This window comes from Acidithiobacillus sp. YTS05 (genome assembly GCF_024396695.1).
Taxonomy (GTDB): domain Bacteria; phylum Pseudomonadota; class Gammaproteobacteria; order Acidithiobacillales; family Acidithiobacillaceae; genus Igneacidithiobacillus; species Igneacidithiobacillus copahuensis.
This window is the reverse complement of record NZ_CP094359.1, coordinates 1,424,954-1,440,233: the sequence shown is the minus strand read 5'-3', so window position 1 is coordinate 1,440,233 and position 15,280 is coordinate 1,424,954. Positions and strand designations below refer to the sequence as shown.

The window sequence follows — 15,280 nt, the reverse complement described above, 5'->3', positions numbered from 1 at the left end:
GTTTTGGTAATCCGCAGCGGCCTAAGCCTCGGGGTAAGAGCACTAGGGATGTCCGTCCTGCCGGTCCTGTGGGCCGCGCCTCCGTTGCGGATGGCGTTGGTCCTGCTCTCTGCCCGCGTCCGGTCGTCGCTGCTCCGCGGCACTTCCTGGGCGCTGCGCGAAATTCTGCGGACGCTCCCTGGGTACGAGCTGGCCTTGGTAGCGGTCGGGCGGTGCTACTGGTCGCTGGGCATTCGGAAACCCCTGCATTAGGGGGCGATCAGGTCTCCGATTCTCAAAATCCGGCCTGCCGGGACGAAAATCCGGTTGCGTTGGTCGCTGCCCAAAGCGCTGGAAAAAAGTACCGGGAGGCGGCGGCGGAGAACCGTAGGGCGGTCGCCTTGGCAGGGGAGCACCGCGTGGTAACGGCGGCGGTGGAGCAGGATAGTACTGATAATATTGCCGCGGGTAATAATACCAGAGCATGTATTGAGCATAGAGCGGTGGCGAGTAATATTGCGCATATCCGGGCTGCAAATCGAAGTAGGTATACTCCCCCGGCGCTGCGTAGACCGAGCTCGTGTAGCCGCTCTGATAGTAGCCGTAGGGGTAATAGGCGCAGCCCCCCAGTATGCCCAGAATTGCCGGAATGGCGAGCCACGACACCAGTTTTCTGACAGACAATGATGTCGTTGGCTCGAGAGAGAATCTTCTTGCGTTCATCCGTCATTCCTCGCTAGGTCTATCCCGCAGCCACTGGTTGCCCGGCGCCTTGCGGGCGCGGCAGTCTATAGCTCGTGGTTGGCGAGTAGCTGAAACTGCTCCAGCGCCGCCTCCAGATCTTCGATGATCGCACGCGCAATTACTTCTGGCGAGGGCAGGTTGTCGGAATCGGATAGCGAATCATCCTTCAACCAGAAGATGTCCAGACTGGCCTTGTCGCGGTTGACGAGTTCCTCGTAGTCGTAGGCGCGCCAGCGGCCTTGCGGGTTTTCTTCTGACCAGGTGGGCGAGCGTAGATGGCCTACACCGCCGTAGCACTGGACAAATTCCTCCAGGTCTTCGCGCCGCAAGGGGTTGGTCTTGAGGGTGAAGTGCAGATTGGTGCGCAGGTCGTAGATCCACAGCTTCTTGGTCCATGGGGCCTCACCGGCAGGCTTTTTGACAAAAAACAGCACGTTCGCCTTCACGCCCTGGGCGTAAAACAGGCCAGTGGGCAGGCGCAGCAGGGTGTGCACGTCGCAATCGTGCAGCAGCTTGCGGCGAATGGTTTCGCCGGCGCCACCCTCGAAGAGCACATTGTCGGGCACGACCACGGCGGCGCGGCCGTTTTGCCTGAGCAGGGTCTTGACGTGCTGGACGAAGTTGAGCTGCTTGTTCGAGGTGGTGGTCCAGAAGTCGCCACGCTCGACGATGTCGCGCTCCTTGCTGACCTTGCCCTCCTCACCGACGATGGTGGTGCTGCTCTTCTTGCCGAAGGGCGGATTGGTCAGGATCAGGTCGAAGCGGTCACCGGGGTCGGCGGCCAGTGAATCGCTCACCACGATGGGCTCGAAGTCCTGGCTACCGATACCGTGCAGCAGCAGGTTCATGGCGCAGAGCCGCGCCGTGGCCTGCACCAGCTCCCAGCCCTTGAAGGTTTCCTCCTTGAGTTTCCTGCGCTGATCCTTCGTCATGTGCGGGTTGTGCTGCACCACGTAGTCGTGCGCCGCAAGCAGAAAACCGCCTGTGCCGCAGGCCGGGTCGCAGATGGTCTCGCCGGGCTTCGGGGCCATGACCTCCACAATGGCCTGAATCAACGGGCGCGGGGTGAAATACTGGCCTGCACCCGACTTGGTGTCTTGGGCGTTCTTCTCCAGCAGGCCCTCGTAGGCATCGCCTTTCACATCGCTGCTCATCGACACCCACTGTTCCTTATCGATGAGATCGACCACCAGCCGCCGCAGCTTGGCCGGGTCTTGGAACTTGTTCTGCGACTTGCTGAAGATCAACCCGAGCAGGCCCTTCTGGTTGCCTAGCGCCTCCAGGGTATGGCGGTAGTGGTCGAACAACTCGTCGCCATCTTTCTTGAGGAAGCTCGGCCAACCGTACTGCTCCGGCACCGGGCTCGGCTGGTGGTAGGGCGCCCTGGTGCGCTCGTCGGCCATCTTGAGGAACAGCAGATAAGTGAGCTGCTCGACATAGTCGCCATACGACATCCCGTCGTCGCGCAGAACGTTGCAGTAATTCCAGAGTTTTTGGACGATGGTGGCGGTGTTCATGAAATTCCCCACAGATTTTGGGTCCGCATACCCACTAGGATGACGCCTCTATGTTCTGCAAGCTCTTCAGAGTCCGGCCCTCTTGGTCCTTCCATTCCATACGACCGTTAGCACTGCGTCCAAGTATGACCGCAGCAGCCGTGGAGGGTGAGCTAAACACGTAATCCTGGGCAAAACGGAATCCGTTGTCAGAGCGTTGCAATACACCGTTCTTAATCAGCTCCTCGCGCAGGTCGTACATGCCGCGCACATGCTGTTGCATCGAAGGTGCTGTCTCGGCTACCGCTTCGGATTCTGTCTTGACTATGAATCCTTGGGTAGCCTCGTAACCACGCGCAGTCGCCCCTTTCCCCTTGCAGAAAAGCATTCTTTGCCCTGATGAACCTGCCATTGTCGCCGTCGGTTCAAAGGCGTGGACACCCAACACCGGCAGCATGCCGAGTAGATTGTCCAAAAAAACCTGCATATCGGCGCGATCTGCCTCCGAGAGGCTGGGGTCAGTCGGTTGGTTGACGTTGTCCAGGGGCAATCGTTTGGCTGATCTTGCCAAGCGAAGGAGCTGCGCTTCCAAAAACTGCACATGCGCCTTGTTGATTTGACCAGATGCTGCGATGAAGCAGATTGCCCGATTCCAGAAGTCTTTCTGTGCGTAATGGCTCTCCAGACGGGCACGCACGGGATCCCCCTCACCGATATAGAGCATTTCTCCCTCACCGTCTTCGCGTGGTCCCAGGAGAATATAGACCCCGGTCTGATCCAGCTCTGGACGCTGTTTGATCTTTGGCAACAAGGCGCGGGGAAAAATGATCGCCTTACCAATCCAATTGGATCGCTCCGCAAAGCGCAGACCATCCGGGTCACCGTCGGCAACAAAGATGCGGAGAGAAAACGGTTGTGCGTGGAGCATCTGCGATTCGCTCATGCGGAGGCGGCAAAACGAAGGATATGTTCCTTGTCTGCGAAAGGGAGAACGTTGACACCGGTCTGCCGGAGTTCTTCGACAGCCTCCTCATAGGCGGCAGATCTGTTACCCTGTTCGTCTGGTCCTTTTACGGCGAATAGCAATTCCTGCGGCAGTAGCTGACGCTTACGAAGTCTGGCTGTACGCAGAGCCCATTGGCCGCCGTGATCAATGATTCTGCTGGGATCGTCATGAGCCAGGTAAAGCGGCTTGATCGCTTTCAGCGGATGTTCGGGTCCACCTTCTACGAAGGGAAATTTCGCCCCATAGATGTCATCCCCCAAGCGCTCTTCATGAAAACGATCTGCCAGCCGGGCAGCAGCCAGCCAGTCGCGCAAGCCCTTCACCATTAAATTTTCCTGATATTCCTTGGTGGCAAAGTTCCGTCCCACATACAAGTCGTAGAGTGCGTTTAGCTGTTCCTTTGGGTCTGCGGCAAGCACGGATCTGGGCTCACTGAACCTGATGATGGTTTCCCGCGGTCGAACGAGTTCAGCAAAGAGCATCCTGCCGAAATCCGCGTTGCCATGCTGCACCTGTTCGCCGTCCCACTTTTGCAGCATAGCGGCAATACGCTGCAGTTCCTCGCGTACATTATGGATCGTCTTGTTGTAGGTTCCAGATTTCATTTCTGGGAAGAAGCTAGTTATGCGGGCATAACGTCGGTCCAGCAAACGAAAGCCAAAATACTTTTCCCCCGGGGCGAGCAGAATGATGCCTACGTTGGCAAATTCCCCCGTCTCCACGAAGGGCAAGAAGCGAGCAATGGCATAGAGGCAAGGGATTTTGGTCATCTTGGTACCCAGAAATCGTCTGTACGGTATCGCATCAACCACTGGCCAATAGCTTGGAAATCAAAATTGGTGGGCACCGTTTGCTCGTCGTCCAGAAACCGCCATTCGGAAGGGACACTATCACAGATCGACTCCCAGTCCAGCATTGCCTGCTCAAAGCGTTCGGCATAGATCTGTTCGGTTACCCAGTCCTGGAAGAGCATCGGAGCTTGCCCCCAAAAAGCATGAATCCCCTCAAAGTCGCGCGCTGAGCATTGAAGATCGAAGGCCTGATTATGGTCAATGACCGCCAACTTGTCATTTACCACATCCCAGAGCAGGTTTGGGTTTCCTCCCCGGTCTCCCAGGGTCCGGTCGCTATTGCAGATCCACCAGTCAAAGGCAAGGACATCGCGCTGCTCCTGAGCAGGTACCATGGGTATCTGGGAGACGTTCAGTTCCGTTGCCTCCAGTTTGCGGGAGGCAAAGGCCTTACCTGCGCCCAGATCAGCGAGATCGTTGCGTGGGGCAATGGCGAGTAGTGCGGTAGAAATCTCGGCAATCTCGAACGGTGCAATCGGCAGGCCAAGGCGTTGCCCGAGCTGACCGGCAATCCATTCGCAAATCAGACTACGCCTGCCGGCTCCGCGCCCTTTGACGAAATACACCGCGCCATCGTCGCCCCGGCAGATGAACGGTCGAGTCATCCCCTGAGTAGAACGGTCGATGATTTCGACAATCTCGACGGTCAAGCGGCGCCCTCTTTCATGGGCTGGACCGGCACCAGATCACCGGAAAATGCCCGACTCAGTATGGACTGGCGCAGGCGCTCGGCGCGCTGGAGATTGGCTTCCACCTGGGCCTCTGTTTCCCGTAGGAGAGAAAGGCGGCGGTCAACTTCGGCGACGATGCGGTGTTGTTCATCAATCGGCGGCAGTGGGACTGGAAGCGCTTTGATAATTCCAAGATTTAAAATCTCCATCGTTCCACCGTGTGCCTGCAACTTGAAATAATGCTTCGCCCAAGCGGATTGAAGCATGTATGCCGCATACGCTGGCGCGATGAAAGCTTGATTTAGAGATAGTTTCAGAAGGCGTGGATTGATGATGCCGGGTACCGCATTTGGCGGGAGCACTAACACTTTCCCTGCCGTACCTACGAGGCTAATTAGCAGGTCCCCCGGCTTGACAGCACAACTCTCCAGCTCGCGGTACTTTTCCTCGTCGATGAAGTAATCGCCAAACGTCGGATCACCACTAATTACTTGCTCTTGTCCATAAATCTTGTAGCCGGCCTCGACATACATTTCCTTCTTCAAGGCACTGCCGAAGGGTCCAGCCTTTAAAGCGTGTTTATTCGATAAGGAAACCTGTTCGAAGCCACACCAAGTCCACCCCTCCGGCAATTCGGGCAGGTCGGTGGTGTCGGGCGCAGCGGGTTCTTTGTATTTGCCCTTGCCGCGCCACTGGCTGCGGCGGGTTTCGAGGATGCGTTGCAGGAGCTGTTCGCCGGTCTCGTAGCTGCGGCCTTCGCGGCGGGCGAGTTCGGCTTCGGTTTCGACGAGGCGGCCTTCGACGGCGGCTTTGAGGACGGCGGCTTTGTAGCGCTTCAGGTTAGCCTTGACGCGCTTGAGGTTGGCGACGGCTTCGTCGAGGCAGGAGAATTGTTTTTCAATTTCCGCGACGATGCGTTTTTGTTGGTCGGGGGGTGCGACTGGGATCTTACACTCTTTGATGTAAGTCGTCGGCACGCGCCGCTGACCCACCGCACCAGTCATATACCGCTCCGCCTCACTTCGGAATGCCTGGCTCGAAACATAGTAATAGAGATACTTGGCGTCCATGCCTGACTTGGGGCGGAGCACGTGAAACTCGGTGGACCCAAATCCATAGCCGTTTTCCAGCGCAGGCACTACCGCCATCTTGCCGTTTTCCATACAGGGGGTGATCTTGGCAAAGAGTACGTCCCCCTCAAGGAAAGCGGTAAATCCTTTCTTTACTTCACCAGCAGGCCGAGTTTCTTTGACGAGGATTGATCCGTCGGCTGCGCCAACGGCGGTCATTGGAACGAACGAAACGGGCAAGTCTTCTGGTATCAAAGCCTTGCTGGCTCTGGGATTCACCTCGGCGACATCTTCAATTGCCATGGACGGATAGGGACGCAAATGGTCCAATAAGATTTCTACACTTTTGTGCCGCGTGATGCGCCCTGCTTCGCCATCCGCCAATGAAGCAGAAACCCTGGCCTCCAGCGAGCCCTCGGCTTGCTCCAGTTTCTCTCCCCCGTTCACTTCATCCGCCCCTTCGCCTTGCGATACACGGCGCTGTCCTCCCGCTTGCCCACGGCCACTACGACCACCACGACGCGTTCGTCGAATATCCGATAGACCAGCCGGTATCCGGCGGCGCGCAGCTTGATCTTGTAGCAGTCGGGCATGCCCGAGAGCCGGGCGGATTCGACGCGGGGGTTTTCCAGCCGCTCCAGCAGCTTGGCCTTGAATTGTTCGCGCAACAGGCGGTCGAGCTTTTGCCACTCCTTCCAGGCGCTATCCCGGAATTCGAGGCTATAGGTCATCGGGCGAGACCTTGATGGTGGGCTCGTGTTCGCGCTCCTTCACCATGCGGACCAGTTCGATGTCGTCGAGCTTTTCGATCATGGCCTCGAACGCAGCAGCGGGCACCAGATAAGCGGCGGGTCTGTTGTGGTTGAGCACGGCAACAGGAAAGCCGTCCGCTTCCTCGATAACCGCAGAAGGGTTCTTTTTCAGCTCACTGATGCTGATTGATGCGTTGGTATACAGAATTTCCATTTCCGGCTCCTCGAGAGCGATAATTTGGTCTCAATTTTAGTTGTTAATTGTCATGCCGCCAACGTCTCGTTCAATTCTTCGATGATCGCATTCAGCTTCTCGCCAAACAGTTGATGTACCTTGCCCAGCCCGCCCTGTTGAGCGAAGGGGGCGTACTCGAAGTCGTCCGGCTCAATGCCGAGGTTGCCGGCGATGTGGTCGCGGATCATTTCCAGCCAGAGCAGTTGTTCGGGGGTGAAGGTTTGACCTTGTAGCGCCAGCCAAGCCTTGAAATTGGCGTTGACGCGCTCGGGGAAGGGGATGAGTTCGTTATCCTGATGGATGGCGAAGCGCACCAGCGAGACGAGATCGGTGAGGATGCGGCGTCCAGAGGCGCCTTTGACCTTGGATTTTTCCAGTGCGGCATAGGCGCTCCAGAGCTGGGATTCGTTCCACAGATAGGGCGGCTTTTCGATGGCGTCGGCGAGTTCGCGCACGGCCTTGAAGTCCAGCCGCTGGCGATAGGGACGGTTGAAGAGGATTTGCAGGGCGGTGATCTCGTCCTTGTGCTCGGCGATGAACTGCTCGAAGCTCTGCACCATGCCGCGCGCGCGGTCGAGGGCGTCGGCGCTGAAGCCCGCCTCCAGCACTTCGTCGGCGCTAACGGTGTCGATGATGATGTCATCCTGCCGTTTGATCTCGGCCAGCAGCTCGCGCACTTTCGGGTCATGCAGCGGGCGCACGGCGGTTTCGATGGCCTGCCGGTGGGCTTCCGGGGTAGGGTGTTCATCCGGGTCGAGCGCGGCGATGATGCCGTGGGCTAGGTCTTTCAGGCCGATGCCGCCAGTGGCTTCGCGGATACGCTGGTCGTTCTCCGCGGTGATGCGGTGCTCCATGCGTGCCAGGCGCCCGGCCAGCGAGGTGAGCACTTCGTCTTCGGTATTGCCGAAAGCGACGGCCTGCAGGAGTTTTTCGAAGCTGACGGTGGGCTTCTGCTCCATGGGGCGGGAGTCGGTCTTGTCCTGCTCGCAGACGCCCACGGCATCGACAATGACGAAATGGTCCTTGGCGCGGGCGTCAGGCGTGACACTTTGCAGGTCGTCGGCAGAAATGATCCGCACGCCACGGCCTTTCATCTGTTCGAAGAAGGCGCGGGATTTGACGGCGCGCAGGAAGAAAACGACTTCCACCGCTTTGATGTCGGTGCCGGTGGCGATCATGTCCACGGTGACAGCGACGCGCGGCATGGGGCTGGTGCGAAATTCGTTGATGAGATCTTTGGGCTTGGCCCCCGTCGTGCGGTAGGTAATTTTTTGGGCGAAGTCGTTGCCCTTGCCAAATTCCTCGCGCACGATTTCAACGATGTTCTCGGCGTGGGCATCGTCCTTGGCGAAGATGAGGGTCTTGGGCACCCAGGTACGATCGGGGAAGATTTCGGTGAAGAGCTTATCGCGGTAGGTCTGGATGATTTTTCTGATCTGATCGGGTGCGACCACGTCGCGATCGAGCTGATTGGGGTCGTAGGCAAAGTCGTCGTCGAGCTGTTCCCAGCGCTTCTTGCGGGTTTCGCGCTCCTGGATCTGCACGCTGTAGCCGGCCTCGACCTTGCTGCCCTGCTCGGTGATAGCGGTGCGGATACGGTAGACGTCGTAGTTGACGTTGACGCCGTCGGCTACGGCCATCTCGTGGTTGTATTCCATCACCAGATTTTGGTGGAAGAAGCCAAAGGTCTGCTTGCCGGGCGTGGCCGTCAGCCCAATGAGGTAGGCGTCGAAATACTCCAATACCTGCGCCCAGAGCTTGTAAATAGAGCGGTGGGCCTCGTCGGTGACAATGATGTCGAAGGTTTCGATGGGAAGCTTCGGGTTGTACTCAATTGGGTCGGGACGCTTGAACAGGCCACCGAGATCCTCAGCAGGCATTTCTTCGAGGTCTTCCGGCAGATCGCTTCCCTTGAGCATGGCGTATAGGCGCTGGATGGTACAGATGCAGACCCGTGCGGTGGTATCCAAGGTGTTGCCGCTCAGGCGCTGGACGATGTATTCCTCGATGAACTTGAAGTTGTTGTAGGGCGAGTTGTATTGCTGGAATTCCTTCAGCGTCTGGTCGGCGAGGTTGCCGCGATCGACCAGAAACAGAACGCGCCGCGCACCTGCAAATTTGATCAGCCGGTAGAGGAAAGAGATGGCGGTGAAGGTTTTGCCGGAACCGGTCGCCATCTGGATCAGGGCGCGCGGGCGGTCATCGCGCAGGGACTGCTCGAGGTTGGTAATGGCCTTGATCTGCGCGGGCCAAAGGCCTTCTTCCACCAGCGGTGGCAGGTGCTGCAGGCGGGCGAGAAAGGTCTTGCCTGGGTCCAGATAGCTTGGGGCGGTTTCAGCTATGCCCAGCTTGCTACTGCTTAGCCAGTCGGTGAACAACTCGGGACGATGGAAGGCGAAGACCGACCGGGCCTTGGGCTGAGGGTCGAAGCCGTTGGTGAAGCGCGTCTCGATGCCGGTGGACTGGTAGGCGAAGGGTAGGGGGTCGGCCCAGCGTGGCAGGCCGTCGGGCAGTCCCTGACTGTAGCGATCAGACTGAATTTCTACGCCGGAGAGTGTGACGCCGGCCTTTTTGGCCTCAATGACCCCGGCGGCTTTGCCATCCACGTAGAGCAGGTAGTCGGCAAAGCCGTGGCCGGACTTGAGGGGGAATTCACGGATGGCGACGCCGCGATGGGCGCTGATATGGGCATCCTGCGGGTCGCATACGGCCCAGCCCGCTTGCCGGAGCAGCTCGTCAATCTGTTTGCGGGCGTTGTCTTCGGGCTTCATGAGCGGTCCTTCAACCTTGGGGCCGATATCGCATAGCGGACGGATCCTTTGCGTTATTGTAACGGATTTTCTTCTCTTTTGTCATTGCATCAGCAAACGATCGGTACGGAAAGAAGCGAAACTGGTGTTTTGTTTGGGTTGGGCGTAGTTTATTTGCAGAGGCACCCGCATAGGAGGCGAATCCATTGAGAAATCTCTTATATTCGGTTTCAGCGCTTGGAATGTTTGGAGCGGGAATCGGAATTGCGATGGCTGGGGTGGAGAGTGTGCCTACGCCGCAGGCGCTCTGGCAGGAAATCCAGGTTCTGCAGAAGAATCAGGCCATCATGCCTGAAAGTTCTCCATTTCAGGCTGGCTCCCGCACAGTGGATGCCTTTACGATCGATCTCGCCAATGCGGCTGCCGTTCAGTCCATTTCTCAGGCAGGGGGCATCATCCATGTTTCCCGATATAAAAATGACAGTCTGCTCGTAAAGGAAAACTTCAACAAAAATAGAAAACCAACGGGTGTGACAGCTATGCTCAAGCTTGCCGGGTATGATGCAGCGGATCGAAATTGGGTCATGGCAGCCTACAAGCCTGATGGGACCATGGTTTCCTTCGGGAAGATAGGTTCCTGTATTGCATGCCACACGATGGTACAGAAGCAGGATTTCGTATTTGCCCCGCCGCCGCAGCAATTGCTATCCATTCGTACCTGGAAAGCCTTTTTCCCGAAGCAGGAGATGAATCCAGCTTACGTATCTCTCCTCAAAGAGCACCCTGAGGCGGTTGTTAAATGAAGTAGTGCGCGCGAGCGATAGACCATAGGTCAAGCTCATGAAGACGCTAAGAATATTGTTGGTTCTTTTATTACCGTTATTCGCCGTGGCATCCTCTGCTTTTGGTGATAGCCTCAATGACTCTGCGGCACTTTCCGGGCTGCACTCGGCCAAGGCAATATTTTTGGTCAACATTAAAAAGCCAGAGGCCGTAGATCATCTGATCCAGGTCATTGCTCTTACCAGGAAACAGTTGCTTCAGCAGCACGTCAAGCCTCAGTTTATTGTGGTTTTTATAGGTCCAGATGTTGCCTTTTTGACCAAGGATCGTCGTGGAATTTCCTACATGGACGAGCGGAGCGTGGCTGAACTGCAACAGGAAATCGCCAAACTCAGCAAACTCGGCGTGTCATTTCAAGCTTGTGGCGTCGCCATGCATGGGATGGATGTCCATCCCAAAAGCCTCATTCCAGACGTGCAGCCCGTCGAAAGTGGATTCATCTCGGTGATCGCTTACCAAGAAAAGGGCTATGCACTCGTTCCGGTGTATTGACAACCATTCGCAATGGAAAAAAATGAAAACCTTCATCTTATTTGTAGTTGCAGTTGCGCTACTAGAAACGGCAGTCACGGCCTCTGCGAAGATCATTGGTGATTCCAGCAAAGCCTGCGAATATCTGTCGGCGCATGCGCTGACTGGTTACGACGCTAGCAAGGCCGCTGCGGAGAAACTCTCGGGTTTGCATATCCCATTGTACGTCGATTCTTCCAAGATCATTGCCAAGGTGGGGCATATTCCCTATGTCCCATATTTCTCCAGCATTCCTGAACCAGGACACTGCGTTGCCCTTTCGCCCACCATCTTGAATACCAGTGTCTCCTAATTGGGAAGAACTTGGCTTTGGTTGGTGGCGATCGCAGGGACTCGCGAAAAGAAGGCATACCACGAAGCGGTTATGGCGGCAGAACATCCGTTTCTGCGCCATGTGGCTGGCTGGATAGGAATGGGTAAAGGTGTGTCCAAAAAAGCGGTCCTCGCTTCCGAGTGCCAAGCATCCCACTGGTTGCATTCTTCATCATCACTGCAGGAGTTTTCTCTGATCCAGGGCGATCTGGCTGACAATAAATATCTGCCAAGCATTGCGCAGATGCATCAGGAGATCGCCAAGTGTTCCGAGAGCAATGCGCGCCCAGGTCTACATTTAAAAAATTACCAGAACTAGCAGGAGGGGTATCTGATATTATTTTCTTTTTAATACCCAACGAATGATCAGGAGAATTAATCCAAGAATAAAAAGTATCGCGCCTCGTAATACCCATATCCTTTCATTGATCATGAAGCTAGTTCTCGGATACGGAAAAATCCCTGTTCCTTGCAGGAAAAATAGCAAACCAAAAAGTATGAAAAATATTCCTGCCACCAATAGCAGTATACGCAGTATCTTTCTCATTAAGCACCTCGATGATTAGAGAGGAGAGAGAATCCGGATTGCTTGATATCACGGATTCAGAATAACGAAAGCTGTTTTGTTTCTTCCGGCTTGGATCGTGGAAGTCGATTACGTTTACGGCTACCGTGACGTTGCAGAATTTGTTCTGCTTCCTCTCGAGCTGCCGAGGCCCGGCGCGCAGCGTAGATTCGGGTGCGAGCCTGGCGCGTGGCGACCGCAAGAGACACGATTGGCGAGGGATAATCCCGATCCAGCTCGACGTTGTATCTTCTTGCAGTTTCTCTGGGCAAAAGCCACGGTTGCTGAATCCATGGGGCTGGCAAGGCGGCGAGTTCGGGAAGCCACTGCCGCAAAAAGGTACCCTCGGGGTCCAACTCTTGCGCTTGCTTGGTAACATTGTAGATCCGTAAGGCATTGATCCCCGTGGTTCCGGCTTGCATCTGCACCTGTGGGTAATGAATCCCGGGCTCATAGTCCAGAAAAAGGCGAGCAAGATGCAAGGCCGGCTCCCGCCAATGCAACCACAGTGCGTAGCTGCTGAAGGAAACGAGCATGGCGCGCATGCGAAAGTTTAGCCAGCCAGTCGCTTGCAAAGACCGCATGCAGGCATCGACCAAGGGAAAGCCGGTTTCCCCGCAAGACCAGGCGTCAAAGCGCGTCCGGTCAAACTCTGACTCTCGTAGTCCGTCGAGCGCACGCTGCAGGTTCTCGTGTTCGATACGCGGCTCGTCTTCGAACTTTTGCATGAAGTGTCCCCGCCACGCCAGGCGCGCCTGCAAAGCACTCAGACCGCGACTGGACCTCAAACGTTGCGCGGCGGCAAGCTCTTGAACGGACTGACGCGTGCTGTAAATTCCAAGAGCGAGGTAGGGGGAGAGGCGCGAACAGGTTCTGAAAGCCGTGCGTGGGCTCGACATACCGGCCAGATAGTGCTGCTGTTTTTCCCGAATGAATTGCTGCAATTGTGCGTGCGCGGCGGCAGGTGTCGCGACGGGGATATGCTGCTCGAGAAGTGGCTCGTCCAGGTCGAGATCTTCTGCGCTTGGGAGCTGCGTAGTGGGGATACTGCCCAGGGGAGGCTGGATACCGCACAGGGTGGCGGGGGCTTCTGCTATCTGCAAACGCATAAAGCGATCGCGCTGGGCCTGCCATCGATCTCGATCTTTCAGACCGCGCTGCACGCCATCCTGGCTAGACTGTTCCCATGGAATTCCCCGCTGACGCAACCAGGCAGCAACGCGTCGATCACGGGCATAGGTCCAGCTGTTCCCGATCTCCTCGTGACCATAGACAGCCTTGATGCCCAACTCTGCGTGGAGTTTGTGGAATATTTCGATTATATCGCCACGCAGTATGGTGAGTGCTGCTCCGCGTTCGCGTAGCTCCTGATCCAGTGTCTGCAGTCGCGCTCGCAGCCATTGCCAGTGTCGTGCAGACATGTCCTTTTGCCGCCACAACTCTACTTCGATCACGTACAAAGGCAGCACCGAGCCCATGGCTGCAGCGCGTTGCAGCGGTTCGTGATCCCGCACACGCAAATCGCGCTTGAACCAGACGATATTCGGGGCAGACATGGGCAACTCCGGGATCAGGTCTGTGTCTCATCCAACGACTGATAAATCCATCAGCCTCAGTATGCAGAGGAATTGCAGCGATAGCCAGACTCCGCAATCTCTCTGTGCGTCGCGGGGCACTGATCTCATCGTACGCCGAGTATCCAGCCCTCAATCTGAGCATAGCGATATTCCTCTGGCGTGAGATCGGGTCGTAGATAATTCGCTAAACTACCGTCCTGGTCAGACGTACAGAGCCATGCCGCAGAAACGTAGGCATCATGCTCATCGGGTGTGCGGTTTTCTATCGGAAAAGTATGATTCCAAAGGGATGGGTAAATCTCAGCGAGCGCGGACTTTCCTGCGGGAATTTCCCAGCCATCAAACGGCCAGAAGTGAATGCGGTCACCGAGCGCATTGCGTAGAAAGAGAAGCCAGGGCAGTCCCGCGTGAGTGGATTTGGCTACTTGCCCGGGAACGTCGAAATGAAATACCGACTTTGCACCGCCTGCCCGTATCTCCGTCAGTCGGCGCCAGGTGGCTTTGCCGGTTCGCATTTGTTCGGCCTGACGGCGTAGAGCTTCCACCGCCTGAATATCCGTAGGCCAGTGCTGGCGAAAATCGACCAGAAATTCATTCCAGTCGGCTTTCAGGTGATACTGGTCAAAATACTGCATTGGGAAGGAAAATGCGTGATCAATGCCCACCAACTTGGGTACGCCCATGCGCAATTCCTCGCGTAGCCATTCGGCCAAGGCCTGTCGGGACCAATGTTTTCCGTGTACTTTTGGTGAAGACACCGCTACTGGCGCGGTATCGCGCTCAGCAAGAAAAACCCGAATTCCGCTCTGGCTGCGCTGCGGATCTCCTGCACCAGAATAATCGATGCCAATGTATTGTCGAAACGCAGGATACATCGCAGTCAGCCTTCTCCGTAGCCGGAGCTTGTATCTTATCAAAGTTCCGGGAGCAACCTGCGTAACTGTTTGGTGGAGATGAGGCCAGGAACACGACCGAGCTCACCATCTTTGTCCCGGAACAAAAGGGCCGGAGTGCCATCAAAGCCCAAGCGCAAGAACATCGCTTTATTGACCTGCAATTCTTTACTTATTTTGGGGGTTAACGCTCGATGCGGGAGCTGATCATAGTCGCCCGTACGCAAGACGGGACCGACCATGGTCTCGAAATGCTGCAGTGTCGCCAGAGGATGAGAAGACAACAACCATGCAGCGGCTTCTCCAGGACTTTGCGGGGTCAGGATAGCTACTGGAACATATCGAACCGTGAGTTTCCCTGCCCGAATCAGTGGCACCTCGTTTTCGTATAACAGGTGACAATAGGGGCAATTAGGGTCCTGAAAGTCATAGATGATTGGGCCGCCATGGCCATCTTGAATGTAGGTCAGGCGCTCAGGCAGTACTTGATCCCACAGAGTTTGCTCAGCCTGTGCTGCCGTCAGGGAGCGATCTGCTGCGTTGGCCAGGTCGTGAATGGCAGAAAAAAAGAAAGCAGATGTGATAAACAGAACTGTCAACACGCCTCGAGTGGATGTTTTTGCCATTTTTGTTCCTCTAAAACGTCATTACTTGATAGCCATCCGCGACCAGCCGCGTCAGTTCCGGTCCGATAGCCCGTGCCTCGATTTCCGCCTTCTGCAGGTGTTCCGCCTCCCCCATTTGTCGTGCATTGTAGACGCAGGCTACGGTCGTCATGCCGCTATTCAAAAGCTGTTGCAATACCTTTTCGAGTTCACTACCACTCTCCAAAATCTGCCCTGGGACCCGAACCCCTGGTCCAAAAAAATAAAAACGCAGATCATCGAGTAGCTTTTCTTGTTGGGCTACCAAAGCAAAGCGCATAGCCATCTCTACTTTTACCGATTCCTTCATGTCTGATAACAGAACTACTGCCAATTTGCTCATTAGTCACTCCTTTTTCGC

17 protein-coding genes are annotated in these 15,280 nt (G+C 56.1%); 4 read left to right on the top strand and 13 right to left on the bottom strand.

All coding sequences use genetic code 11. The annotated features are described in order from the left end of the window. Nucleotides 1-42: 42 nt before the first annotated feature. From MQE22_RS07150 to MQE22_RS07110, 9 genes are all read right to left on the bottom strand, one after another. A complete protein-coding gene (locus tag MQE22_RS07150; RefSeq protein WP_215871123.1) occupies nt 43-702 on the bottom strand; it encodes a hypothetical protein in 660 nt (219 codons plus the stop codon). A gap of 65 nt (nt 703-767) precedes the next feature. After that, nucleotides 768-2,240 carry a type I restriction-modification system subunit M gene (locus MQE22_RS07145; protein ID WP_255789440.1) on the bottom strand — a complete coding sequence of 491 codons (1,473 nt, stop codon included), beginning with the start codon at nt 2,238-2,240 and terminating at the stop codon, nt 768-770. Nucleotides 2,241-2,274: 34 nt separating this feature from the next. Next, nucleotides 2,275-3,162, bottom strand: a complete 888-nt coding sequence (locus MQE22_RS07140; RefSeq protein ID WP_255789439.1) for a GIY-YIG nuclease family protein — start codon at nt 3,160-3,162, stop codon at nt 2,275-2,277. Further along, nucleotides 3,159-3,995, bottom strand: a complete 837-nt coding sequence (locus tag MQE22_RS07135; protein WP_255789438.1) for a DUF3037 domain-containing protein — start codon at nt 3,993-3,995, stop codon at nt 3,159-3,161. The genes MQE22_RS07140 and MQE22_RS07135 overlap by 4 nt, the downstream gene beginning before the upstream one ends. After that, nucleotides 3,992-4,726, bottom strand: a complete 735-nt coding sequence (locus MQE22_RS07130) for a HipA family kinase (protein ID WP_255789437.1) — start codon at nt 4,724-4,726, stop codon at nt 3,992-3,994. The genes MQE22_RS07135 and MQE22_RS07130 overlap by 4 nt, the downstream gene beginning before the upstream one ends. Further along, nucleotides 4,723-6,264, bottom strand: a complete 1,542-nt coding sequence (locus MQE22_RS07125) for a restriction endonuclease subunit S (protein ID WP_255789436.1) — start codon at nt 6,262-6,264, stop codon at nt 4,723-4,725. Before MQE22_RS07125 ends, MQE22_RS07130 begins: the two co-directional genes overlap by 4 nt. Continuing rightward, a complete protein-coding gene (locus MQE22_RS07120) occupies nt 6,261-6,548 on the bottom strand; it encodes a type II toxin-antitoxin system RelE family toxin (protein ID WP_215871128.1) in 288 nt (95 codons plus the stop codon). Before MQE22_RS07120 ends, MQE22_RS07125 begins: the two co-directional genes overlap by 4 nt. Next, nucleotides 6,538-6,783: a type II toxin-antitoxin system Phd/YefM family antitoxin gene (locus MQE22_RS07115; protein WP_215871129.1), complete on the bottom strand. Its 246-nt coding sequence runs from the start codon at nt 6,781-6,783 to the stop codon at nt 6,538-6,540. Before MQE22_RS07115 ends, MQE22_RS07120 begins: the two co-directional genes overlap by 11 nt. A gap of 50 nt (nt 6,784-6,833) precedes the next feature. Further along, nucleotides 6,834-9,575: a type I restriction endonuclease subunit R gene (locus MQE22_RS07110; RefSeq protein ID WP_215871130.1), complete on the bottom strand. Its 2,742-nt coding sequence runs from the start codon at nt 9,573-9,575 to the stop codon at nt 6,834-6,836. Nucleotides 9,576-9,760: 185 nt separating this feature from the next. Between MQE22_RS07110 and MQE22_RS07105 the strand changes: the two genes are divergently transcribed. From MQE22_RS07105 to MQE22_RS07090, 4 genes are all read left to right on the top strand, one after another. Then, a complete protein-coding gene (locus tag MQE22_RS07105; RefSeq protein ID WP_226826866.1) occupies nt 9,761-10,357 on the top strand; it encodes a cytochrome P460 family protein in 597 nt (198 codons plus the stop codon). 37 nt (nt 10,358-10,394) lie between these two features. After that, the gene (locus MQE22_RS07100; RefSeq protein WP_215871131.1) at nt 10,395-10,889 is read left to right on the top strand and encodes a DsrE family protein; all 495 of its coding nucleotides are present in this window, start codon (nt 10,395-10,397) and stop codon (nt 10,887-10,889) included. Between the two features lie 22 nt (nt 10,890-10,911). Next, complete coding sequence (locus MQE22_RS07095; protein WP_215871132.1) at nt 10,912-11,220, top strand: hypothetical protein; 309 nt, start codon at nt 10,912-10,914, stop codon at nt 11,218-11,220. 72 nt (nt 11,221-11,292) lie between these two features. After that, on the top strand, nt 11,293-11,559 hold the full coding sequence (locus MQE22_RS07090; protein ID WP_215871133.1) for a hypothetical protein: 267 nt from the start codon (nt 11,293-11,295) through the stop codon (nt 11,557-11,559). A 284-nt stretch (nt 11,560-11,843) separates the two neighbouring features. On the opposite strand, the gene MQE22_RS07085 is transcribed toward MQE22_RS07090, so the two are convergent. The 4 genes from MQE22_RS07085 to MQE22_RS07070 all read right to left on the bottom strand — a co-directional run bounded on the left by MQE22_RS07085 (nt 11,844) and on the right by MQE22_RS07070 (nt 15,262). Next, complete coding sequence (locus tag MQE22_RS07085) at nt 11,844-13,361, bottom strand: FAD-binding domain-containing protein (protein ID WP_215871134.1); 1,518 nt, start codon at nt 13,359-13,361, stop codon at nt 11,844-11,846. A gap of 125 nt (nt 13,362-13,486) precedes the next feature. After that, a complete protein-coding gene (locus MQE22_RS07080) occupies nt 13,487-14,257 on the bottom strand; it encodes a hypothetical protein (RefSeq protein WP_215871135.1) in 771 nt (256 codons plus the stop codon). Nucleotides 14,258-14,295: 38 nt separating this feature from the next. Next, nucleotides 14,296-14,901, bottom strand: a complete 606-nt coding sequence (locus tag MQE22_RS07075; RefSeq protein WP_215871136.1) for a thioredoxin fold domain-containing protein — start codon at nt 14,899-14,901, stop codon at nt 14,296-14,298. Between the two features lie 10 nt (nt 14,902-14,911). Next, nucleotides 14,912-15,262, bottom strand: a complete 351-nt coding sequence (locus tag MQE22_RS07070) for a DsrE family protein (RefSeq protein WP_215871137.1) — start codon at nt 15,260-15,262, stop codon at nt 14,912-14,914. Nucleotides 15,263-15,280: the final 18 nt, after the last annotated feature.

Coding starts and splice junctions, on each gene's coding strand:
- MQE22_RS07150 (WP_215871123.1), bottom strand. CDS start 702: ATGAACGCAAGAAGATTCTCTCTCGAGCCAACGACATCATTGTCTGTC.
- MQE22_RS07145 (WP_255789440.1), bottom strand. CDS start 2,240: ATGAACACCGCCACCATCGTCCAAAAACTCTGGAATTACTGCAACGTT.
- MQE22_RS07140 (WP_255789439.1), bottom strand. CDS start 3,162: ATGAGCGAATCGCAGATGCTCCACGCACAACCGTTTTCTCTCCGCATC.
- MQE22_RS07135 (WP_255789438.1), bottom strand. CDS start 3,995: ATGACCAAAATCCCTTGCCTCTATGCCATTGCTCGCTTCTTGCCCTTC.
- MQE22_RS07120 (WP_215871128.1), bottom strand. CDS start 6,548: ATGACCTATAGCCTCGAATTCCGGGATAGCGCCTGGAAGGAGTGGCAA.
- MQE22_RS07115 (WP_215871129.1), bottom strand. CDS start 6,783: ATGGAAATTCTGTATACCAACGCATCAATCAGCATCAGTGAGCTGAAA.
- MQE22_RS07110 (WP_215871130.1), bottom strand. CDS start 9,575: ATGAAGCCCGAAGACAACGCCCGCAAACAGATTGACGAGCTGCTCCGG.
- MQE22_RS07100 (WP_215871131.1), top strand. CDS start 10,395: ATGAAGACGCTAAGAATATTGTTGGTTCTTTTATTACCGTTATTCGCC.
- MQE22_RS07095 (WP_215871132.1), top strand. CDS start 10,912: ATGAAAACCTTCATCTTATTTGTAGTTGCAGTTGCGCTACTAGAAACG.
- MQE22_RS07090 (WP_215871133.1), top strand. CDS start 11,293: ATGGCGGCAGAACATCCGTTTCTGCGCCATGTGGCTGGCTGGATAGGA.
- MQE22_RS07085 (WP_215871134.1), bottom strand. CDS start 13,361: ATGTCTGCCCCGAATATCGTCTGGTTCAAGCGCGATTTGCGTGTGCGG.
- MQE22_RS07080 (WP_215871135.1), bottom strand. CDS start 14,257: ATGTATCCTGCGTTTCGACAATACATTGGCATCGATTATTCTGGTGCA.
- MQE22_RS07075 (WP_215871136.1), bottom strand. CDS start 14,901: ATGGCAAAAACATCCACTCGAGGCGTGTTGACAGTTCTGTTTATCACA.
- MQE22_RS07070 (WP_215871137.1), bottom strand. CDS start 15,262: ATGAGCAAATTGGCAGTAGTTCTGTTATCAGACATGAAGGAATCGGTA.